The organism is Enterococcus sp. DIV1096b, from assembly GCF_050498765.1.
GTDB classification, from domain to species: Bacteria; Bacillota; Bacilli; order Lactobacillales; family Enterococcaceae; genus Enterococcus_D; species Enterococcus_D entomosocium.
Genome location: NZ_JBMHEK010000001.1, coordinates 674,510 through 694,240 on the forward strand (window position 1 = coordinate 674,510; position 19,731 = coordinate 694,240).

20 protein-coding genes are annotated in these 19,731 nt (G+C 44.2%); 16 read left to right on the forward strand and 4 right to left on the reverse strand.

Going from position 1 to position 19,731, the window contains the following annotated elements:
- Positions 1–49: 49 nt before the first annotated feature.
- From IGJ17_RS03125 to IGJ17_RS03140, 4 genes are all read left to right on the forward strand, one after another.
- The gene (locus IGJ17_RS03125; RefSeq protein WP_139960552.1) at positions 50–1,363 is read left to right on the forward strand and encodes a bifunctional folylpolyglutamate synthase/dihydrofolate synthase; all 1,314 of its coding nucleotides are present in this window, start codon (positions 50–52) and stop codon (positions 1,361–1,363) included.
- A complete protein-coding gene (locus tag IGJ17_RS03130; RefSeq protein ID WP_016611929.1) occupies positions 1,356–2,030 on the forward strand; it encodes an HAD family hydrolase in 675 nt (224 codons plus the stop codon). Before IGJ17_RS03125 ends, IGJ17_RS03130 begins: the two co-directional genes overlap by 8 nt.
- A gap of 82 nt (positions 2,031–2,112) precedes the next feature.
- Positions 2,113–2,805 carry a RadC family protein gene (gene radC, locus IGJ17_RS03135; RefSeq protein WP_429947066.1) on the forward strand — a complete coding sequence of 231 codons (693 nt, stop codon included), beginning with the start codon at positions 2,113–2,115 and terminating at the stop codon, positions 2,803–2,805.
- A gap of 200 nt (positions 2,806–3,005) precedes the next feature.
- The gene (locus IGJ17_RS03140; protein WP_005225155.1) at positions 3,006–3,206 is read left to right on the forward strand and encodes a cold-shock protein; all 201 of its coding nucleotides are present in this window, start codon (positions 3,006–3,008) and stop codon (positions 3,204–3,206) included.
- A gap of 142 nt (positions 3,207–3,348) precedes the next feature.
- Here the strand turns inward: IGJ17_RS03140 and rnjA are convergent, their stop codons facing one another.
- The gene (gene rnjA / locus IGJ17_RS03145) at positions 3,349–5,028 is read right to left on the reverse strand and encodes a ribonuclease J1 (protein WP_005225156.1); all 1,680 of its coding nucleotides are present in this window, start codon (positions 5,026–5,028) and stop codon (positions 3,349–3,351) included.
- 1 nt (position 5,029) lies between these two features.
- Entirely contained in the window at positions 5,030–5,242 is a 213-nt protein-coding gene (locus IGJ17_RS03150) for a DNA-directed RNA polymerase subunit epsilon (RefSeq protein WP_005225157.1), read from the reverse strand.
- Between the two features lie 402 nt (positions 5,243–5,644).
- Between IGJ17_RS03150 and IGJ17_RS03155 the strand changes: the two genes are divergently transcribed.
- The 3 genes from IGJ17_RS03155 to IGJ17_RS03165 all read left to right on the forward strand — a co-directional run bounded on the left by IGJ17_RS03155 (position 5,645) and on the right by IGJ17_RS03165 (position 9,788).
- Positions 5,645–7,378 (forward strand): ABC transporter ATP-binding protein, encoded by a 1,734-nt coding sequence (locus IGJ17_RS03155; RefSeq protein WP_429947065.1) that lies wholly within the window; start codon positions 5,645–5,647, stop codon positions 7,376–7,378.
- Positions 7,375–9,132 (forward strand): ABC transporter ATP-binding protein, encoded by a 1,758-nt coding sequence (locus tag IGJ17_RS03160; RefSeq protein ID WP_005237514.1) that lies wholly within the window; start codon positions 7,375–7,377, stop codon positions 9,130–9,132. Before IGJ17_RS03155 ends, IGJ17_RS03160 begins: the two co-directional genes overlap by 4 nt.
- Before the next feature lie 62 nt (positions 9,133–9,194).
- Positions 9,195–9,788 carry a gamma carbonic anhydrase family protein gene (locus tag IGJ17_RS03165; protein ID WP_016611938.1) on the forward strand — a complete coding sequence of 198 codons (594 nt, stop codon included), beginning with the start codon at positions 9,195–9,197 and terminating at the stop codon, positions 9,786–9,788.
- Positions 9,789–9,848: 60 nt separating this feature from the next.
- Here IGJ17_RS03165 and clpP read toward each other — a convergent pair whose 3' ends face one another.
- The gene (gene clpP, locus IGJ17_RS03170; protein WP_005225161.1) at positions 9,849–10,439 is read right to left on the reverse strand and encodes an ATP-dependent Clp endopeptidase proteolytic subunit ClpP; all 591 of its coding nucleotides are present in this window, start codon (positions 10,437–10,439) and stop codon (positions 9,849–9,851) included.
- Positions 10,440–10,614: 175 nt separating this feature from the next.
- Between clpP and IGJ17_RS03175 the strand changes: the two genes are divergently transcribed.
- From IGJ17_RS03175 to glnA, 6 genes are all read left to right on the forward strand, one after another.
- Positions 10,615–11,133 carry a hypothetical protein gene (locus IGJ17_RS03175; protein ID WP_008377057.1) on the forward strand — a complete coding sequence of 173 codons (519 nt, stop codon included), beginning with the start codon at positions 10,615–10,617 and terminating at the stop codon, positions 11,131–11,133.
- A gap of 221 nt (positions 11,134–11,354) precedes the next feature.
- Positions 11,355–12,104 (forward strand): glycerophosphodiester phosphodiesterase, encoded by a 750-nt coding sequence (locus tag IGJ17_RS03180; protein ID WP_016611940.1) that lies wholly within the window; start codon positions 11,355–11,357, stop codon positions 12,102–12,104.
- The gene (gene miaA, locus IGJ17_RS03185; RefSeq protein ID WP_008377061.1) at positions 12,101–13,018 is read left to right on the forward strand and encodes a tRNA (adenosine(37)-N6)-dimethylallyltransferase MiaA; all 918 of its coding nucleotides are present in this window, start codon (positions 12,101–12,103) and stop codon (positions 13,016–13,018) included. Before IGJ17_RS03180 ends, miaA begins: the two co-directional genes overlap by 4 nt.
- On the forward strand, positions 13,015–14,259 hold the full coding sequence (hflX, locus tag IGJ17_RS03190) for a GTPase HflX (RefSeq protein ID WP_005225165.1): 1,245 nt from the start codon (positions 13,015–13,017) through the stop codon (positions 14,257–14,259). Before miaA ends, hflX begins: the two co-directional genes overlap by 4 nt.
- A gap of 288 nt (positions 14,260–14,547) precedes the next feature.
- Complete coding sequence (locus tag IGJ17_RS03195; RefSeq protein WP_005225166.1) at positions 14,548–14,928, forward strand: MerR family transcriptional regulator; 381 nt, start codon at positions 14,548–14,550, stop codon at positions 14,926–14,928.
- A 59-nt stretch (positions 14,929–14,987) separates the two neighbouring features.
- On the forward strand, positions 14,988–16,328 hold the full coding sequence (gene glnA / locus IGJ17_RS03200; protein WP_005225167.1) for a type I glutamate--ammonia ligase: 1,341 nt from the start codon (positions 14,988–14,990) through the stop codon (positions 16,326–16,328).
- 320 nt (positions 16,329–16,648) lie between these two features.
- Here glnA and IGJ17_RS03205 read toward each other — a convergent pair whose 3' ends face one another.
- On the reverse strand, positions 16,649–17,038 hold the full coding sequence (locus tag IGJ17_RS03205) for a DUF1093 domain-containing protein (protein ID WP_005237494.1): 390 nt from the start codon (positions 17,036–17,038) through the stop codon (positions 16,649–16,651).
- Positions 17,039–17,272: 234 nt separating this feature from the next.
- Here IGJ17_RS03205 and IGJ17_RS03210 point away from each other — a divergent pair, with 234 nt between their 5' ends.
- The 3 genes from IGJ17_RS03210 to IGJ17_RS03220 all read left to right on the forward strand — a co-directional run bounded on the left by IGJ17_RS03210 (position 17,273) and on the right by IGJ17_RS03220 (position 19,675).
- Positions 17,273–17,875: a LysM peptidoglycan-binding domain-containing protein gene (locus IGJ17_RS03210; protein ID WP_016620555.1), complete on the forward strand. Its 603-nt coding sequence runs from the start codon at positions 17,273–17,275 to the stop codon at positions 17,873–17,875.
- A 157-nt stretch (positions 17,876–18,032) separates the two neighbouring features.
- Positions 18,033–18,734, forward strand: coding sequence for a glucosamine-6-phosphate deaminase (gene nagB / locus IGJ17_RS03215; protein WP_005225171.1), 702 nt, complete (start codon positions 18,033–18,035; stop codon positions 18,732–18,734).
- 230 nt (positions 18,735–18,964) lie between these two features.
- Positions 18,965–19,675: an MgtC/SapB family protein gene (locus IGJ17_RS03220; RefSeq protein ID WP_008377072.1), complete on the forward strand. Its 711-nt coding sequence runs from the start codon at positions 18,965–18,967 to the stop codon at positions 19,673–19,675.
- Positions 19,676–19,731 lie beyond the last annotated feature (56 nt).

Below are 19,731 nucleotides of genomic sequence, written 5' to 3' on the forward strand. Positions count from 1 at the left end.
ATTGGGAAAGCCGTTCATTTTTTGTTAAAATAGGAGCGAGGTGAGCGAGATGACAAGCGAAGAAGCAACAGCGTGGATCCATTCGCGTTTGACATTTGGGCAAAGACCTGGATTGATGCGTGTCGAAGCATTATTAAAACGGATGGGTAATCCTGAAAAAAAGGTGACCATGATCCATATCGCCGGTACGAATGGCAAAGGATCGACCGTCAGTTATTTGCGCAGTCTTTTAGAAGAAGCTGGGCAGCAAGTGGGGACCTTTACTTCCCCACACATTGAAGCGTTCAATGAACGAATTGAAATCAACGGACAATTTATATCAGATGAGGACTTGGTCGCTTGGGTGGAAAAAATCCAGCCGCTGGTTGCTGAAATTGATCGCGATGAAACGTTGACGGGCATTACCCAGTTCGAGATCATTACCGCTATGGCATTAGGCTATTTTGAAGAAAAAAAGGTCGATGTTGCGATTATTGAAGTTGGCTTAGGGGGACTCTTAGATAGTACCAACGTTATTTCTCCTATTTTGACCGCGATCACGACGATCGGCATGGATCACATGGATGTCTTAGGGGATACCATTGAAGCGATCGCTGCCCATAAGGCAGGGATCATCAAGCCGCAAACACCCCTTGTTACTGGCAATATCGTTGAAAGTGCGCTTTCGGTGATCGATTTGAAAGCTACAGAAGCACAGGCACCCGCTTGTCATGCAGGGCAAGAGTACCGTGTGACCTATCGTCGTCCCGATGAAGAATGGGGTGAATTATTTGATTTTGAAAATGAGCATGGCAAAATCAAAGGCTTGAAAACACCGATGTTAGGCCGCCATCAACCAGAAAATGCCGGTGTTGCGATCCAATTATACAGCCTGTATTGCGACCTGCGGCAACTGCCCTTTTCAGCCAAAGAGATTCGCAATGGCTTGCGAAAAGCCTATTGGCCCGCCCGGATGGAACGAATCAGTAGTGAGCCACTAGTGATTATCGATGGTGCCCATAACGTACACGCCATGGCTCGTTTAGTAGATACGATGAAAGAAGAGTTCAGCGACTATCGCATCCATGTACTGTTTTCAGCGCTTGAAACCAAAAACGTCAATGAGATGCTTCAGCAATTGCTATCGATTCCCCAAGCCGAGATTTATTTAACGACCTTTGATTTTCCCAAAGCATTGCATTTAGCAGACGGCTATCAGGAAATCGATAGCAAACGAATCTCAACCGTTTCTTTATGGCAGTTTGGCTTGGCAGAATTATTAGAAAAAATGACCAATGAAGATTTGCTGCTGGTGACAGGATCCTTGTATTTTGTTTCAGAAGTTCGTGAATTGTTATTGGCAATAGGAGGAAGAAATGGCTAAGTTACGTGGTGTGATTTTCGATATGGACGGCTTGATTTTTGACACGGAGCTGCTTTATTACCAAGCGACTCAAATCGTGGCGGATCAAATGGGTATTCCCTATACAAAAGAGTTATACCTAGCCTATGTAGGTGTTTCGGATGAAGAAGTCTGGGCAGCTTATCATGAGAGATTCGATGAAGCCTTTGGTCATCAGATGATTGAAGAATTTATTCAAGCGGCTTTTCAGCAAACGTTGGAAATGTTCCAACGGGGCGAGGCTGAATTGAAGCCAGGGATCCACGAGTTATTGCATTATCTTGATGAGAAAAAGATTCCCCGAGTGTTGGCGTCTAGTAACCAGCGCAAAGTGATCGACACCTTGCTGGAAGCAGCAGACTTAACGGCGGAATTTCCTAAGATCGTCTGCTTTGATGATGTCACACGGGCAAAACCAGATCCTGAGATTTTTGAAAAAGCTCATGCATTACTGGCGGTACCAAAAGAAGAATTGGTGATCCTTGAGGATTCGGCTAACGGTATTCATGCTGCTCATGGGGCAGGGATCTCAGTCATTATGATTCCCGATTTGATCGCGCCGACGACCATCATTGAAGAAAAAGTCTTGAAAGTCTTGCCTTCACTAGAGGATGTCCCAGATTTTCTAGAAACGGCTTTTTCGATTTAACTGTGATTTTTTGCGCATCTTATTCATGAAATACTCTCTCCTTTGCGTATCTTTTATTAGACCGACGCAAAGGAGTTTTTTTATGATCAATGAAACAGAGATTCCCCAAAGCTCGTTCCCACGAGAGCGCTTAGTGCAATATGGGGTTGATGCCCTTTCGAACCAAGAACTGTTGGCAATTTTGTTGCGGACTGGCTCACGGCCCCTAAATGTCTTGGAATTAGCGGCTAGTGTCTTGAATCGTTTTGAAGAATTGTATGAATTAAAAGAAGCGACAATCGATGAATTACAAGAAATTCGCGGCGTCGGACAAACCAAAGCCATCGAGATCAAAGCGATGATTGAATTAGGTGTGCGGATCCAGCGGTCTGTTCAACCAAAGTACGGCAAGATCAACTCCAGTATGGCGATCGCTCATCAGCTGATCCAAGAATTAAAAGACTTTCGTCAGGAGCACTTGCTCGGGATTTATTTGAATACCAAAAATGAGATCATTCAAAAAAAGACGATCTTCATCGGATCGTTGAATCAGTCGATCGCTCACCCACGGGAGATTTTTCATTGGGCGGTACGCTACAGTGCCGCACGAGTGATCGTCGTTCACAACCATCCCAGCGGTAGTCCCCAAGCCTCAGAGGCAGATCTGCTGTTTACACGCCGCTTGATCAAGTGCGGAGACTTGATGGGGATCGAACTACTGGATCATTTAATTATTGGCGACAATGCCTATGTTAGTTTGCGAGAAGAAGGCCTCTGGCATCAAGAAATTTGCTGACACAACGGCTAATTTGCGAACATTATTAAAAATAAAGGTGAATTGTCTAATCGTCTGTCTTGCAAAAAAATACGGGCAAGTGTAAAATATTATTGTAATTTTGTTTGCTGAATAGATGTTGAAACGCACGTTAGGCCTCTATCGCACAAAGGCAATGTTACACATAATTAAGTGCTTATGCACGAGGAGGTTTTTTTATAATGGAACAAGGTACAGTAAAATGGTTCAATGCTGAAAAAGGGTTTGGTTTTATCTCTCGCGAAGACGGTACAGACGTATTTGTACACTTTTCAGCGATCCAAGGTGAAGGATTCAAAACTTTAGAAGAAGGTCAAGCAGTAACTTTCGACGTGGAAGATTCTGATCGTGGACCTCAAGCAGTTAACGTAAACAAAGCGTAAGCTTTCAAACAAACTGCCAGTAAGAGCACTTTGAAATCAAAAACCCAAAAGACCATCGATTCGATGGTCTTTTTTTGCTTTTTGCAACGGAAAGGAAAAAGGGGAGTTCCCAGTAACCTGAGAACTCCCCTTGCATGTGAGACTATAAATCATCCGGTGTCATGATCATTGAAAGGATCATTGGATGACGCTCGGTTTTTTCAAATAGGAATGGCTGTAAAGCCGATGACATCGCTTCTCTTAATTTGTGCTCTGTTGGGTCTGGTTGGTTCAAGACTTCTCGCAACGCACGGAAGAGAATTTGTTGGGCTTCGTTGATCATCTCGCCGGATTCCCGCATGTAAACAAACCCACGAGAAAGGATATCTGGTCCAGCAAGAACTTCTTTCTTCGCCACATCGACTGTCGCTACCGCTAAGACGAGGCCTTCTTCTGAAAGAATACGACGATCTCGTAAGACGACATTCCCGATATCACCGATACCGCTGCCGTCGACATAAACATCATTGGCATTGAAATGACCAGCCAAGCGAGCGGTATCCGCTGTTAAGGCCAACATGTCACCATTTTCCATAATGAAACAATTTTCTTTTGGTACACCGACATCTTGTGCCAGTTGGGTGTGGATGTTCAGCATCCGAAATTCCCCATGGACAGGCATGAAGAATTTTGGCTTCATTAGACGCAACATCAGTTTTTGTTCTTCTTGGCCACCATGACCAGAAGTATGGATGTTGTTCAATTTGCCATGGATCACGTTTGCGCCAGCTTCCAACAGCAAGTTAATCAGCTGATTGACACTCGTGGTATTTCCTGGAATCGGTGAGCTTGAGAAAATCACGGTATCATCTGGGTGAATTTGGATTTGACGGTGAGTCCCGTTGGCAATCCGACTCAAAGCAGCCATCGGCTCTCCTTGAGAACCCGTACAAAGGATCATCGTTTCATTTGCAGGCAAACGATTGATCTCATGAGATTCCACAAATGTACCATCTGGCACCTTGATATAGCCAAGGCGCTGTCCATTGACGATCGCATTTTCCATACTGCGTCCAAAAACGGCGATTTTACGTCCAGTCGCAACCGCCGCATCTGCAGCTTGTTGGAGCCGGAAAATATTGGAAGCAAAGCTGGCAAAAATGATCCGACCATCGATTTTTTCAAAAATCTTTTGAATCGAGCTGCCGATCGTTTTTTCTGATTTGGTAAAGGTTGGAATTTCTGCATTGGTACTATCGGAAAGGAGGCAAAGGACGCCTTCTTCACCAATTTTTGCCATTTTGTGCAAGTTTGCTGGTTCGCCCACAGGCGTAAAGTCAAACTTGAAATCGCCAGTTGCGACGATATTGCCAGAAGGCGTTTTGACAACGACACCTAAAGCATCAGGGATACTGTGGGTCGTTCGGAAGAAGCTGATGGACGTTTTACGGAAACGAATCACCGTATCTTCATTGATTTCGTGTAATTCCGCGTCCCGCAATAAGCCATGCTCATCTAATTTGTTGGTGATCAAAGCAAGTGCCAATGGTCCCGCATAGATTGGGATATTGGCTTCCCGCAACAAGTAAGGGATTCCGCCAATATGGTCTTCGTGACCATGAGTAACGATCAAGCCTTTGACTTTCGGTAAATTTTGAACGATGTAGCTATAATCGGAAATGACATAGTCGATCCCAAGCAGTTCATCTTCGGGGAATTTGATTCCCGCGTCAATTAAGATGATCTCATCTTGGAATTGAACCCCATAACAGTTTTTTCCGATTTCGCCAAGTCCACCGACGCCGAATACGCCGGTCTCATTATTTTTCAGCGAAACTTTCATCTTAAAACTCCGCTAATTTGAAATCAGCGTTTTCTTTTTCGTAAGCTAAATGTTTTTCATCTAGTTCTTGAACGAACTCGATGTTGTATGGGGTATTTTGTTCCACTAGACGGCGTGCGATCACTGCATCGTCTGCTTCAATGTACAAAGAGTGGGTTTGTTCTCTCTTTGGGTTGCGGTCTTTTGTTTCTTGGTAATAAATTTTGTAAATCATATCTTTTCTCCTTTATCTGCTTTTCGCAGTAGTCTATTTGGTTGATGAATTCGCTGCATCACAAAATCGAGGTCCGAATAAAGTGACCTGAAAAGAAGGCTTCGAGAGCCGCTGCATGCTTTTTTCAGACAATCGTTGTGAGAAAAAAGAGAAAGCCTCGTCTTTGCTTTCCAAATGTCGTCATAAAAAATTCACCGGGTTTGTAAGTCGTTCCACTACAAGTATCACTAGTTTATCACAGAAAAACGAATAAGTATAGAAACACGTCATTTTTGAAAAGGCTTACTGAAAGAAAATGAAACGACTATTTCCGAAGTTTACTTTTTTTCGTTGAAAGTGCATTACAATAAGAATATTCCTATGCTATAGTAGAAGTAATGAAGTAAAAAAGGAGGGGATTTTTTGAAATTAATGTGGCACTATACGATGAAAAACAAAAAACTGCTGGTTTTTAATTTCATCTGTGTTTTTGGTTTTATTTTGATTGAATTAGGTTTGCCGACGTTATTGGCAAGAATGATCGACAAAGGGATCGCCGCTGGTGATCGCGACTACATATGGAAAATGGGTGCGGCGATGATCGCGATCACCATTGTGGGGATCACGATGAACATTTTGTTAGGCTATTTCACGTCACGTATCACCACTAACATTGTGGCAGATATTCGTGACGATCTTTTTGAAAAAGTCCAAGGCTATTCACATACTGAATATGAAAAAATCGGGGTTTCATCATTGATCACCCGTGTGACCAATGATGCGTATCAAATCATGCTGTTTATGCAAAGCATCTTACGGACGGGTTTGATGACACCCATGATGTTTGTGGTCAGCTTGTACATGGTCATGCGGACAAGTACACAACTAGGGTTGTATGTTTTGGGGGCATTGCCGATATTGCTGATGGCAGTCATCGCCATTGCCAAAATCTCGGAACCATTATCCACCAAGCAACAAGCCAATCTAGATAAAATCAATGGCATTTTGCGGGAAAATCTCTCTGGTTTACGAGTGATCCGTGCCTTCGTCAATGAAAAATTTGAAGAAAAACGCTTTGGCAAAGTCAACCAAGCCTATGCGTCTAGTTCTCGCAGCTTGTTTCGCTTGATGGCAACGGCACAACCGGGCTTTTTCTTCTTATTCAATATCGTGATGATCTTGATTATTTGGACGGGAAGTATTCAAATCGATCAAGGGCAACTGCAAGTCGGTGACTTGATTGCGTTTATCGAATACATCTTCCATGCGCTGTTTTCTTTCATGCTGTTTGCGACCGTCTTTACGATGTATCCACGAGCGGCCGTTTCTGCTCGCCGAATCCAAGAAGCGTTAGATGCGACTTCTGAAATCAAAGAGTCAGAACAGCCAGTGACAGAAACTAAGACAAAAGGTTTCTTGGAATTTAAAAATGTTACCTTTGCTTATCCGGGACATGCCCAAAGTCCAGTGATTCGTAATGTTAGCTTTACCGCTTCACCAGGTGAAACTGTGGCGTTTATCGGTAGTACCGGGAGCGGGAAATCGACCTTGATCCAATTGATTCCGCGTTTTTACAACGTCAGTGAAGGCCAAGTCTTGGTGGATGGCGTTGACGTTCGGGATTACAGTTTAACGACTTTGCGCAACAAGATCGGGTTTATCCCTCAAAAAGCGTTGCTATTTACAGGGACGATCGCAGAAAACCTGCGCTATGGGAAAGAAGATGCCACGCAAGCAGAGCTGGAACGAGCAGCCGAGATTGCGCAAGCGGCCGATTTCATTTCTCGCACACCAGATGGCTTTGATGCTCATTTGGCAGAAGGCGGAAGCAACTTCTCTGGCGGACAAAAACAACGTCTAGCGATTGCCCGTGCGGTGATTCGCCAACCAGAGATCTATATTTTTGATGATAGTTTTTCTGCATTGGATTACCAAACGGATGCAAAATTGCGGGCACGCTTGAAAAAAGAAACCACGGAATCGACCGTTTTGATCGTTGCTCAACGAGTAGGAACGATCATGAATGCCGATAAGATCGTCGTCTTGAATGAAGGCGATGTGGTTGGGATCGGTACCCACAAAGAACTGCTGCAAACTTGTCCAGTATACTACGACATTGCGGCGTCACAATTATCAGAGGAGGAGTTGGCACAATGAAAGCAATCTCTTCTTTAAAACGGTTAGGTGCTTACATCAAACCGTACAAAGTACAATTTATCCTAGTCTTGCTGTTTACAGTTGCAACCGTCGGCTTCAATGCGGCAATGCCGTATGTTTCTGGATTACCGACGACAGAGATCAGCCGCAACATCGCTGCAGGCGAAGGCGTTAATTTTGATTACGTGATCCTTTGCTTGATCTGGATCGCAGTCGTTGGTGTCGGTTACTGTTTCTCACAATTGATGTCAGGGCTGCTGATCACCAACGTTGTCCAATCTGCGATGCGAGATTTGCGGCAAGACATTGAAGAAAAAATCAATCGTCTGCCCGTTTCTTACTTCGACCGCAACCAGCAAGGGAATATCCTGTCAAGGGTGACCAATGACGTGGATGCCGTCAGCGGTGCGATGCAGCAAGCCTTGATCGGGATCGTCAATGCCTTCTTAGGAATCATTATGGCGGTTTCTATGATGTTTTATATCAATACTTACATGGCATTGGTTTCATTGATCATGATCCCAGCCTCCTTATTGATTTCTCGCACAATCGTCAAAAAGTCGCAAAAGGACTTCCAAGGCATGCAAAATGCGTTAGGAGATCTGAACGGCTACGTACAAGAAAACATGACTGGATTCAGTGTGTTGAAAGTGTATGGACGGGAAAAGCAAACACTTGAAGGGTTTAAAAACGTTAACCACCAGTTGCGCTATTATGGCTTTCGTTCTGCCTTTGTGTCAGGATTGATGATGCCACTGGTGCAAATGACTGCTTACTTTACCTATATCGCAATGGCAGTCATGGGTAGTTTTTACGTGATCAGCGGCGTGATCGTTGTTGGTCAGCTGCAAGCGTTCATTCAATACATTTGGCAAGTCAGTCAGCCAATGGGGAACATTACCCAGTTGTCTTCCGTCTTGCAAAGTGCCTCAGCAGCAGCAAAACGGGTCTTTGAAATCTTAGATGAGGAAGAAGAGCCAGTCAATCGAACCGATATCCAATTGCCGGAACAAATCAGAGGCGACGTGACCTTTGAACATGTCGGCTTTGCCTATGATCCGAAAAAACCATTGATCAAAGACTTGAACTTTGAAGTCAAAGCTGGACAAACTGTGGCGATCGTTGGACCAACAGGTGCTGGGAAAACAACCTTGATCAATTTGTTGATGCGTTTTTATGATGTCAATGAAGGGGCCATCAAGATCGACGGCATCGACACGAAGAAGATGGAACGTCACGATGTCCGCTCACTGTTTGGGATGGTTTTACAAGATGCGTGGTTGTATGAAGGCACGATCGGCGATAACATTCGCTTTGGGAAATTAGATGCCACCGATTATGAAGTCGTTGATGCAGCGAAAACCGCCAATGTGGATCACTTCATTCGTACGATGCCAGATGGCTACGAGATGATCATCAATTCTGAAGGCGACAATGTCTCTTTGGGACAAAAACAATTGTTGACCATCGCCCGGGCAGTCATCTCTGATCCGAAGATTTTGATTCTCGATGAAGCCACCAGTTCGGTAGATACCCGCTTAGAAGCGCTGATTCAAAAAGCAATGGATAAAGTGATGGAAGGTCGTACCAGCTTTGTGATCGCCCATCGTTTGTCAACGATTCGTGAAGCGGATCTGATCTTAGTGATGGATCAAGGGTCGATCATTGAAAAAGGCAATCACGAGACCTTGTTGGCAGCTGGCGGCTTTTATAGCCAACTGTATCAAAGTCAATTTTCAGAAGAAGCCGAGTAAGCCGAAAAGAGCGTCCAGTCTGACTGGCGCTCTTTTTGCATTGTAGCAAGGGTGGTGCTATAGTGAAAAAAGAAAGCGCAGATCCGTTTATGGATTGGAAGGAGAAGTTGATGGACAAAGAACAATCAGGGAATGAAACCCAAAAAACAGTTTCGCCCGCCTCGCCGCAAGCGACACCTTGTTTTGTGGCAAAAAATGCGACGATCGTAGGAAACGTGACTCTAGGAAAAGATAGTACGGTCTGGTTTCAAGCAGTGATTCGAGGCGATGCCAATCGAATCGAAATCGGCGCGCGTACCAATATTCAAGATGGAACGATCATCCACGTTGATCACGATGCCCCGACGATCGTTGAAGACGATGTGACTGTTGGGCATCAGTGTATGCTCCATGGCTGTACCATCAAAAAAGGGGCGCTGGTCGGCATGAGCTCGATCGTTTTGAATCATGCCGTGATCGGCGAAAATAGTTTGTTAGGTGCCGGTTCGTTAGTGACGGAAGGAACCGTCATTCCTCCTAATGTGTTGGCGTTTGGTCGTCCGGCACGAGTGATCCGTCCGTTGACAGAAGAAGAGATCGCCAAAAATCAGGCAAACATCACGCATTACGTGGAAAATGGGCATGCTTACCAACAAGGCCAATATGGCGAAGTCTGACGATGAACCAAAAGACGCAAAAAGGTGTACGAATTGCTTCGTACACCTTTTTATGCAAGCTTATTTCAATTTGTTTGATTCCATGATCTCGTCGATCAAGCCGTAGTCTTTGGCTTCTTGTGCGGTCATGAAGTTGTCGCGATCGGTATCGCGTTCAATCACTTCGATTGGTTGACCAGTACGTTCTGACAAGATTTTGTTCAGACGTTCGCGGGTTGCCAAAATGTGGCGGGCAGCAATTTCAATCTCAGTTGCTTGACCTTGTGCGCCACCTAATGGTTGGTGAATCATGATTTCGGCATTTGGTAACGCAAAGCGTTTGCCTTTTTCACCAGCGGTCAATAAGAATGAACCCATAGAAGCAGCCATCCCCATAACGATGGTTTGGACATCGGCTTTGATAAAGTTCATGGTATCAAAGATCGCTAGACCAGCAGTAACGCTTCCGCCAGGCGAGTTGATGTACAAGTAGATGTCTTTTTCAGAATCTTGCGCGTCTAAGAATAAAAGCTGAGCAATGATCGAGTTTGCTAAGTCATCGGTTACTTGACCACTCAACATAATGATCCGGTCTTTTAATAGACGAGAATAGATGTCATACGCTCTTTCACCGCGAGATGATTGTTCAATGACAGTAGGAATTAAATTCATAGTGATAGTCCTCCTAAAAATCGTTATAGATATAGTTTAGCATAAAGTTTTCGCAATATCTAAGAGATAGTATACCGATTAGGTCAAGAAAGGTCAAATAAAAAGTTCGTTATCTTTTTTGCGAAACTTTCAAATATGATACAATATTAAAAAAGGAATGAGGAAGGATCGAAGAATGGCAGTAGCAATAGCAGGTTTGATTGGCGTCTTAGTGGGCGCATTGTTAGTAACCATCATTTTTAATTTACGCATACGGTATGAGGAACAAAAAGAAAAACAACGCCGTTTGTTGGAGCATAAAGTCAAAGAAATCGAAACGCTGGTTTTATTGAATCAAAAAATCAGTGAGATTCTACAAAAACGGGTCATGCTGATGGATGAGTATGTCAGCTTTGATGCCTTTGACGACTGTTATATCACCATCGATGATTTTGCCTATCTACAATCTTTTGCGGCGCAAAACAGTTTTTATCTACCGAATTTTTTCTTGGAAGAATTTTTCAAAAAAATCGGGACACGTCGGGTGATTTTGTCGCCAGAGGAAACCGTTAAGATCGGTGGGTATACGTATAAAGGCGGTCGGATCATTATGGAAAATTTCCTTGATCAATTGGTTGAAATGGTCAATGAGCGTAAAAACCAAATGAAAAACATGACGAGCGAACCGTTGACCTATTTTTCAAAAACGATTTGATTCTTCTGGTCAGTCGGTCGCCTTGGTTAAGGTAACCAAACCATAGTATCGACGATTGCACTTTTTCAACTGATCACACACACTCTTACTGCGATCATAGTAAGAGTGTTTTTCTTTGACCGAAACAAAGCGCTGTCCCCTTAAAAGGATCAAAACAAACAGAGGCTTTTTGGTTCTAGCAGATTCCATGGTAAAATAAAGAGTGAGAATGGAGTGAAAGAATGATGGTACAAATCGTTGCCCACCGCGGGAGTAGCGGCAACCGACCTGAAAACACGCTACCGGCATTCGCGGAAGCGGTGCGGGTCAAAGCTGATATCATTGAGTTAGATGTACATCTATCAAAAGATGGCGGCTTGATCGTCATGCATGATGAAACGGTTGATCGAACGACCAACGGCAAAGGTCGGATCTGTGACCTGACGGTTGCTGAACTAAAAGAACTCAATGCCGGCAGCTGGTTTTCTGAGGAATTCCAAGCCGCCAAAGTCCCCACGCTAAAAGAAGTGTTGGATTTACTTGCAGCGAAGAATTATCGTGGCATTTTGACGATCGAATTAAAAACCGATCATTATGAGTATGAAGGAATCGAAGCCAAAGTATCCGATTTATTGAATAGCCAAGAATGGCCTTTTACTCATTGGTATTGTTCCTTTAATATCGAGACTTTGGATCGGATGCATGCGATCGAACCGGATGCGATCCTTGATTTTATTATGGGACGCGGGGAAGACAAACCACCGTTGGCGCTCAGCCGACCGTATATCGAAGGAATTCATCCGGCCTATCGCTGGGTCCAAGAGACAGCAACGGTCTTGACTGATTTTCCGATTGCGATCCGTCCGTGGACTGTCAATGAAGAAGCGGCGATTCGCACCTGCTTGGCTTTGGGGTTGACCGGGATCATCACCGATTTTCCAGAAAACGCTCGGGCAATTGTGCAGCAGGTCCGCGAGGAAACAAAAGGATGAAAAAAGTCTTAGTGATCGTGGGACCGACCGCAGTCGGTAAAACCGCCTTGAGTATCCAATTAGCTCAAAAATACCATGGGGAGATCATCAGCGGGGATTCCATGCAAATTTATCGACAATTAGATATCGGTACCGCGAAAGTGACGAAGGAAGAAATGGCAGGGATTCCTCATCATTTGATCGATATTCGTGCAATGACGGAAACGTATTCTGCGGCTGATTTCCAGCAAATGGGGCGTGAGGCCATTGAGACGATCCAGCAGCAAGGAAAGCTGCCGATCGTTGTGGGGGGGACAGGGCTATACATCCAAGCGCTTTTGTATGACTTTCGTTTAGGGGCAGAAGAAGGCGACCCAACGATTCGTCAGCGCTATGAACAAGAAGCAGCAGCCATCGGCAAAGAAGCTCTGTGGCAAAAGCTGCAGGCGGTCGATCCCTTGGCAGCAGCGAAGATCCACTACAACAATGAGCGGAAAGTGATTCGTGCGTTGGAGGTTTTTGAAATGACTGGCGAAAGTATTGCTGCACCAAAAGAAACACCGCAAGTTTTGTACGATTTCTTCATGATCGGTTTAACCACTGAGCGAGAATTGTTATACCAGCGAATCAATCAGCGAGTGGACTTAATGATGGATCAAGGCTTGATCGAAGAAGCAAAAGCTGTTTTGCAGTATCCAGAAACGCAAGCCGCAAAAGGGATCGGCTACAAGGAATTTTTGCCCTATTTTCACGGGCAGGCCACATTGGATGAAACCATTGAGCAAATCAAGCAAAACTCACGCCGCTACGCCAAGCGGCAGCTGACGTGGTTCAATAACCGAGCACAGCCCCGATGGATTGATTTAGTGAGACAACCTGAAGAACAACGTACCCTTGAAACAGAAATCAACCAATGGTTGGAGGAGAAAAGATGAGCCAAGAACGTGTGATTCTTGTCGGAGTAGAAACGGAGAAAAACTATCTTCATTTTGATTCGTCAATGAAAGAATTGAAAAGCTTAACAAAAACCGCCAATGGCGAAGTTGTTTTTTCACTGGTGCAAAAACGGCAGCAAGTCGATCGACAAACCGTGATTGGCAAGGGGAAAGTTGCGGAATTGCAGCAGTTGGCAGAAGCACATGAAGCAGATCTAGTGATCTTCAATCATGAACTGACACCAAGGCAAAGCCAGTTGATCGGTGATGCGCTAGAAGTGCCAGTGATTGATCGCGTCCAGCTGATCCTCGATATTTTTGCGATGCGTGCCCGTTCCAAAGAAGGAAAGCTACAAGTAGAATTGGCGCAGCTGGATTATTTGCTTCCACGTTTGATAGGGCAAGGAAAGAACATGTCTCGGCTAGGGGGCGGAATCGGAACGAGAGGGCCAGGGGAAACCAAGCTGGAGACCGATCGTCGACACATCCGCAACCGCATCACCATCATCAAACGGGAATTGAAGGAAGTGGCCGCCCATCGAGACCGGACACGCCAAAAGCGCAAAGACAGCCAAGTCTTTCAAATGGGCTTGATTGGTTATACCAATGCCGGAAAATCAACTATTTTAAATATTTTAACCAGTGCGGATACCTATGAACAAGACCAGCTGTTCGCAACACTCGATCCTTTGACGAAACGCTGGCGGATGCCGGAAGGATTTGAAGTCACCATTACCGATACGGTTGGCTTTATCCAAGAATTGCCGACCCAATTGATCGATGCGTTTCATTCCACACTGGAAGAAAGTCAAAACATGGACTTCTTGCTGCATGTCGTCGATGCCAGTTCCGAAGAACGGGTTCAGCAAGAGGAGACCGTCTTGAAGTTAATGGAAGAACTTTCTTTGACCCAATTACCGATGTTGACGGTCTATAATAAGGCGGATCGCATCGACGCCGATCAGTTTGTCCCAACGCTCTTTCCCAACGTCTTGATTTCGGCAAAGAGTACCAAAGGCAAAGAACGCTTGACTCAGGCGATCAAAATGGAGTTGATGCAGATCATGCAGCCTTATCATCTGGTTCTGCAAGCCGATGAAGGCAATGCGCTGAATCGTTTAAAACGGGAGTCACTAGTTTTGAGCAATGCCTTCGATGAAGCAACACAGACCTATCATATCAAAGGATTTGCGCTGGAGGATACCTATCCACTACGCAGAATGGCGCAAGAACAGGAATAAGCAGAAACGGTGCAACCGATGCACCGTTTTTTTGTCGTGACAAAATTATGAAGTATAAGTGGTTTGGCTTGCTTTGAACGCAAAAACCGAACATTTTTGGCTAAAGCACCATTTCTTCCATAAAAACAACTGCTTGAACATACGATCAAATCAAGGACCTAATGAAAAAATCAAAAAAATTTGCATTCATGTCACTTTTTCTAACATGAGGGGTTGACACGCAAAAAAAGAATTGGTATAGTTTCCATAAAGTTACGCAGCATCATTGAAACGGAGGGGAGCCAAGTTATGCGGGAAAAAGAATTGCGGCGCTCAATGTCAGTCTTTCCTATCGGAACAGTCATGAAATTGACCGATCTCACCGCCCGTCAAATTCGTTATTACGAAGAACAAGAATTGATCCACCCGGAACGCAGCGATGGCAATCGACGCATGTATTCGCTGAATGATATTGATACCTTGCTAGAGATCAAAGACTATCTTTCCGATGGACTGAACATGGCTGGGATCAAACGAGTTTATGAAATGAAAGTTGCCAAAGAAAAAGAAGCGAAGAACAAACCGCCGCTGACCGATGAAGATGTTCGTCGAATTTTTTATGATGAACTCTTGGCTCAAGGTGGATTGAATCAACAACAGCCATACCAGCAAAAAGGTCCACGAATGTAGAACATTTGTAGATCATTGCTGTGATATAAAAAAAGAATTGGGAAAAAGGAAGGGATACTATGCCAAAATTTGAAAGAACTGCCGAAGACATCAAACAAATCGTAAAGGATGAGAACGTGCGCTTTTTACGCTTGATGTTTACTGATATTTTAGGAACAAACAAGAACGTTGAAGTACCTGTAAGTCAATTAGATAAAGTACTGGAAAACAAAATGATGTTTGACGGTTCTTCTATTGAAGGATTTGTCCGTATTGAAGAAAGTGACATGTATCTGTATCCTGATTTGTCGACATGGATGATCTTCCCTTGGGAAAGTGAACATGGCAAAGTGGCTCGTTTGATCTGTGATATCTACAATCCAGATGGCACCCCATTTGCAGGCGACCCTCGCGGCAACTTAAAACGGGCATTAGCTGACATGCAATCCCTTGGTTTTACTTCTTTCAATCTTGGACCTGAACCAGAATTTTTCCTATTCAAATTAGATGAAGCAGGCGAAATCACAACGGAATTAAACGACAAAGGCGGCTACTTCGATTTTGCCCCAACCGATCTAGGGGAAAACTGCCGTCGCGATATCGTATTAGAATTAGAAAGCCTTGGTTTTGAAGTTGAAGCGTCTCACCATGAGGTGGCACCAGGGCAACACGAGATCGACTTTAAATATGCGGATGCAGTGGAAGCATGTGACAACATCCAAACCTTCAAGCTTGTCGTGAAAACCATTGCTCGTAAACACGGCTTGCATGCAACCTTCATGCCAAAACCATTATTCGGCATCAACGGTTCAGGCATGCACTGCAACATGTCCTTGTTCAAAGGCGATGAAAATGTCTTCTTTGATGAAGAAGGGCCAATGCAATTAAGCCAAACAGCGTATCACTTCTTAGGCGGTTTGATCGAACACGCCCGTGCTTACACAGCTGTCTGCAACCCAACCGTCAACTCTTACAAACGCTTAGTGCCAGGTTACGAAGCGCCTGTATACGTGGCATGGTCAGGACGCAACCGTTCACCATTGATTCGGGTACCAGAATCAAGAGGCTTGTCAACGCGTTTGGAATTGCGTTCGGTTGACCCATCAGCCAACCCATACTTAGCAATGGCTGTTTTACTGCAAGCAGGACTTGATGGCGTTAGACGTGAGTTGACACCACCACCAGCAGTCGACCGCAACATCTACATCATGAACGAAACAGAACGTGCAGAAGCACAAATCGAAGATCTGCCATCAACGATCCACAATGCCATCAAAGCATTGCGCAAAGATCAAGTGATGATCGATGCTTTAGGCAAACACATCTATGCCAACTTTGTCGAAGCAAAACGATTAGAATGGGCAGCCTTCCGCCAAACAGTCTCCGAGTGGGAAAGAGAACAATACTTGGAACTATACTAAAATCGCAAGAAAACCGCTAGAGATAAACAATCTAGCGGTTTTTTTATGATGAACTCAGCTTTTATCCTAATAATTCTCGGTTTATTTATTTCCGATAGTCAATAACTGGTTGATCAAAATTTGAACAGAAAAACATTGCGAAGCTAGAGCGGTTCTGTCTATAAGGCGCGTAAATTTTGCCTGATCATTGGGAAAAAATAAAAAAATACCAGTCGGGCGAGGACTGGTAAGAGGAAGAAAAATAGTTTTGGTATAAAGCTAGCATAGCCGGTCAAAGTAAAATGAACCTTAAAAAGTAGAAAGTTTCTTGTAAGAAGTCCTTATTCGTCAAAGGTTTCCAGCTCAGACAGTATTTTTGCTGGGACTTCTGATTGAGGGACTTCATTGGGACCCGAGATGACACGGGTTTTACTGATCTCTGCTTTGACTAAGGTATTTGGCGCGAATGGCTTCACATTTTCACCAGAAAGATCATAGGTCATGAGTTCTTTCTCGCCGTTTTTCTTAACAAACTCAAACGTGTACTTATACGTAAAGGAGCCATCGATTTTTTCACCGGAATCGCTGTACGTTTGGGTCTTTTCTGGGACTTTGTTGGGCGTGATGGCATAGGCCGTTATCCCTTGATAAGTTGTTGTATAGTAAGTGTAGCCAAAATAGCCACCTACTGCTAAAATCAAAACGCCAAGCGTCAAAAGTAGTTTTTTCATGTGCATCGATCCTTTCAATTACTGGGTTTACTATAGCATGATGGAGCCAAAATCATTCATCGAAATGGATAACAATATTGTAAGTTTACTGTTTATTATCAAAAAGCTTGTAATTTTCTGTTTAACAATTGTGATAATGAAAAACATTTCTGAAACCTTCCTGCAACATTGTAATGTTATTCTCTTACTTGTGCCCGATAGCGGGACAAATAATCAAAAGAGAGGTTTTTTCATTTGAAAAAATTTGCATTTACAGTTGTTGCAGGATTTGGTTTATTCGTTGGAGGAACAGTTGTTTCAGCAGCAGAACAAACCCATGTTGTCGAACCAGGAGACACCCTATCTGGGATCGCTGCTACTTATCAAACAACGATCGAAGACCTTTTAGCTTTGAATGATTCGATCGAAAATCCAAATATGATTTTTGATGGCGAAACATTGTTGGTTTCTAACGATGGCCAATCAGTAGAAAACAAAGAAACAAGTACGAAAGAAAGCACAGAAAAAAGTGAATCTACAGCGACTGCTAACGTGAGTCAAACCCGTTCAAGCATTCCTGGTGCTGGTTCTGGAGTCTTGAATCCAGTGGATGGGATCAACTACTTCAATGGTGTGAGAGAATCGTACTACTCACAAAAAGTTTTGCCAGGAGGCGGATTGAACATCCCTGGACGCCATGTAGCCTCTGACGGAACGATCCGTGATGCCGATGGGTACATCGTTGTTGCCAGCGACAATCAACCGAAAGGATCGACTGGTCAATCATCTTTAGGTGCCTATAAAGTCTATGACACAGGTGTCGGTCATAGCGGTATTGATGTTTATACGAATTGGTAAGCAAGTAGAATACGAGTAGAGACGAGCTCATTCCAGAGCTCGTCTTTTTTTGATTGGTGATAAAGAAAAAATCGTCATCTGGTCTAGACTAATTATTGTAATCAAACACAACCTGTGGTATTATTGGACTATACCAAATAGAAACGGAGCGCTGATCATGGAAATTATTCGCGTTAAAGATGCTGCTCAAGGCGGAAAGAAAGCTTTTGAATTGATACAAGAAGGTATGGCAAATGGCGCCAAAGTGCTAGGTTTAGCAACAGGAAGCACGCCAGAGACCCTTTATGCAGAAATGACTGCCAGTGAAGTTGATTTTTCAGAAATGACTTCAGTCAACTTAGATGAATACGTAGGACTAGGCGGCGAAGACGAACAAAGCTATCGCTACTTCATGAATGCTCATTTATTCAATAAAAAACCATTCAAAGAAACCTTCGTACCAAACGGCAAAGCGGAAGACTTAGAAGCAGAATGCCAACGCTACGATAGCGTGATTGCGGATCACCCAGTTGATATCCAAATCTTGGGTATCGGTCAAAACGGACATATCGGCTTCAACGAACCTGGTGCATCCTTTGAAGGAACGACCTCAGTCGTTGACTTGACTGAATCAACCATCAATGCCAACAAACGCTACTTTGATAAAGTCGAAGACGTCCCAACGACGGCGATTTCCATGGGGATCGGTTCAATTATGCAAAGCAAAAAAATCATTTTGATGGCATTTGGCGAAGTCAAAGCGGATGCAATCCAAAAAATGATCGAAGGACCCGTAACCAACGAATTACCAGCTTCTGTTTTACAAAAGCATGATGACGTGATCGTGATCATCGATGAGGCTGCTGCCAGCAACCTGTAAAACAAAATCAGCCCTTTTCAGAAATAAGTCAGAAGGAAAACGCGCCATCCTTGCAGCTTCCCCCTGTGCTTGTGCAGTAATGCCAGCGCAGCTGCGAGCGATGGTTCGGATCTATCTTGCTTATTTCTGAGGAGGCTTTTTTTATTTGGCTGCTCTAGCGATGTTTTTTCCTTTTTTCCATCAGAGATGCTATAGTTAAAAGAGAGAATACGAAGAAAAGAGGGATGCAAATGGTTGATATGCATTTATCCATTCCTGAAGTAGCACTGAGGTTGCTGTTGGCGATGGTCATGGGTGGCGCGATTGGGTACGAGCGGCAGTACAAAAGCCGACCAGCTGGTCTTAGAACCCATATCTTGGTTTGCATGGGGGCTTGTGTCATTGCTTTGATCCAAGTGGAGATCGCCACAGGTGCCATGCGAGATGCGCTGGATCATCCAGATTTAGCAGGCGTGATTCGTTCGGACGAAGCACGATTGATTGCGCAAGTCGTCAGCGGGGTCGGTTTTCTAGGCGCCGGAACGATCATTGTGACGAAGCGCTCGGTGACGGGGTTGACGACGGCTGCTTCCTTATGGGCGATCGCCGGTTTAGGAATTGCCATCGGGATGGGCTTTTACACCATCGCATTAAGTAGTTTTATCGGGATCTTCTTTGCATTGACGATCGTTAAGCGGATCGTCCGCGTACCAACAGCAAAGAAATTGGAGATCCAGTACATTCATCGCACCGAGACCAAAGAGTTTTTGACGGAGTACTTCCAAGAGAAAAATATCGTGATCGAAGATGTCAATTTTGATGTCAAATTCATGGAAGACTATCGCATTTATACCAACATTTATACGATTGATCTCCCGCGAGGACTAGGCTTTTCTGAAGTGATCGAAGAATTGTCTGTCTACAAAAATGTCACGAAGATCCGCTTGGTGGATATTGCTTAACGGGTATTGAGTAAATATCCACCCGTGAAACGGGTGGCTTTTTAACAGCCCTAGAA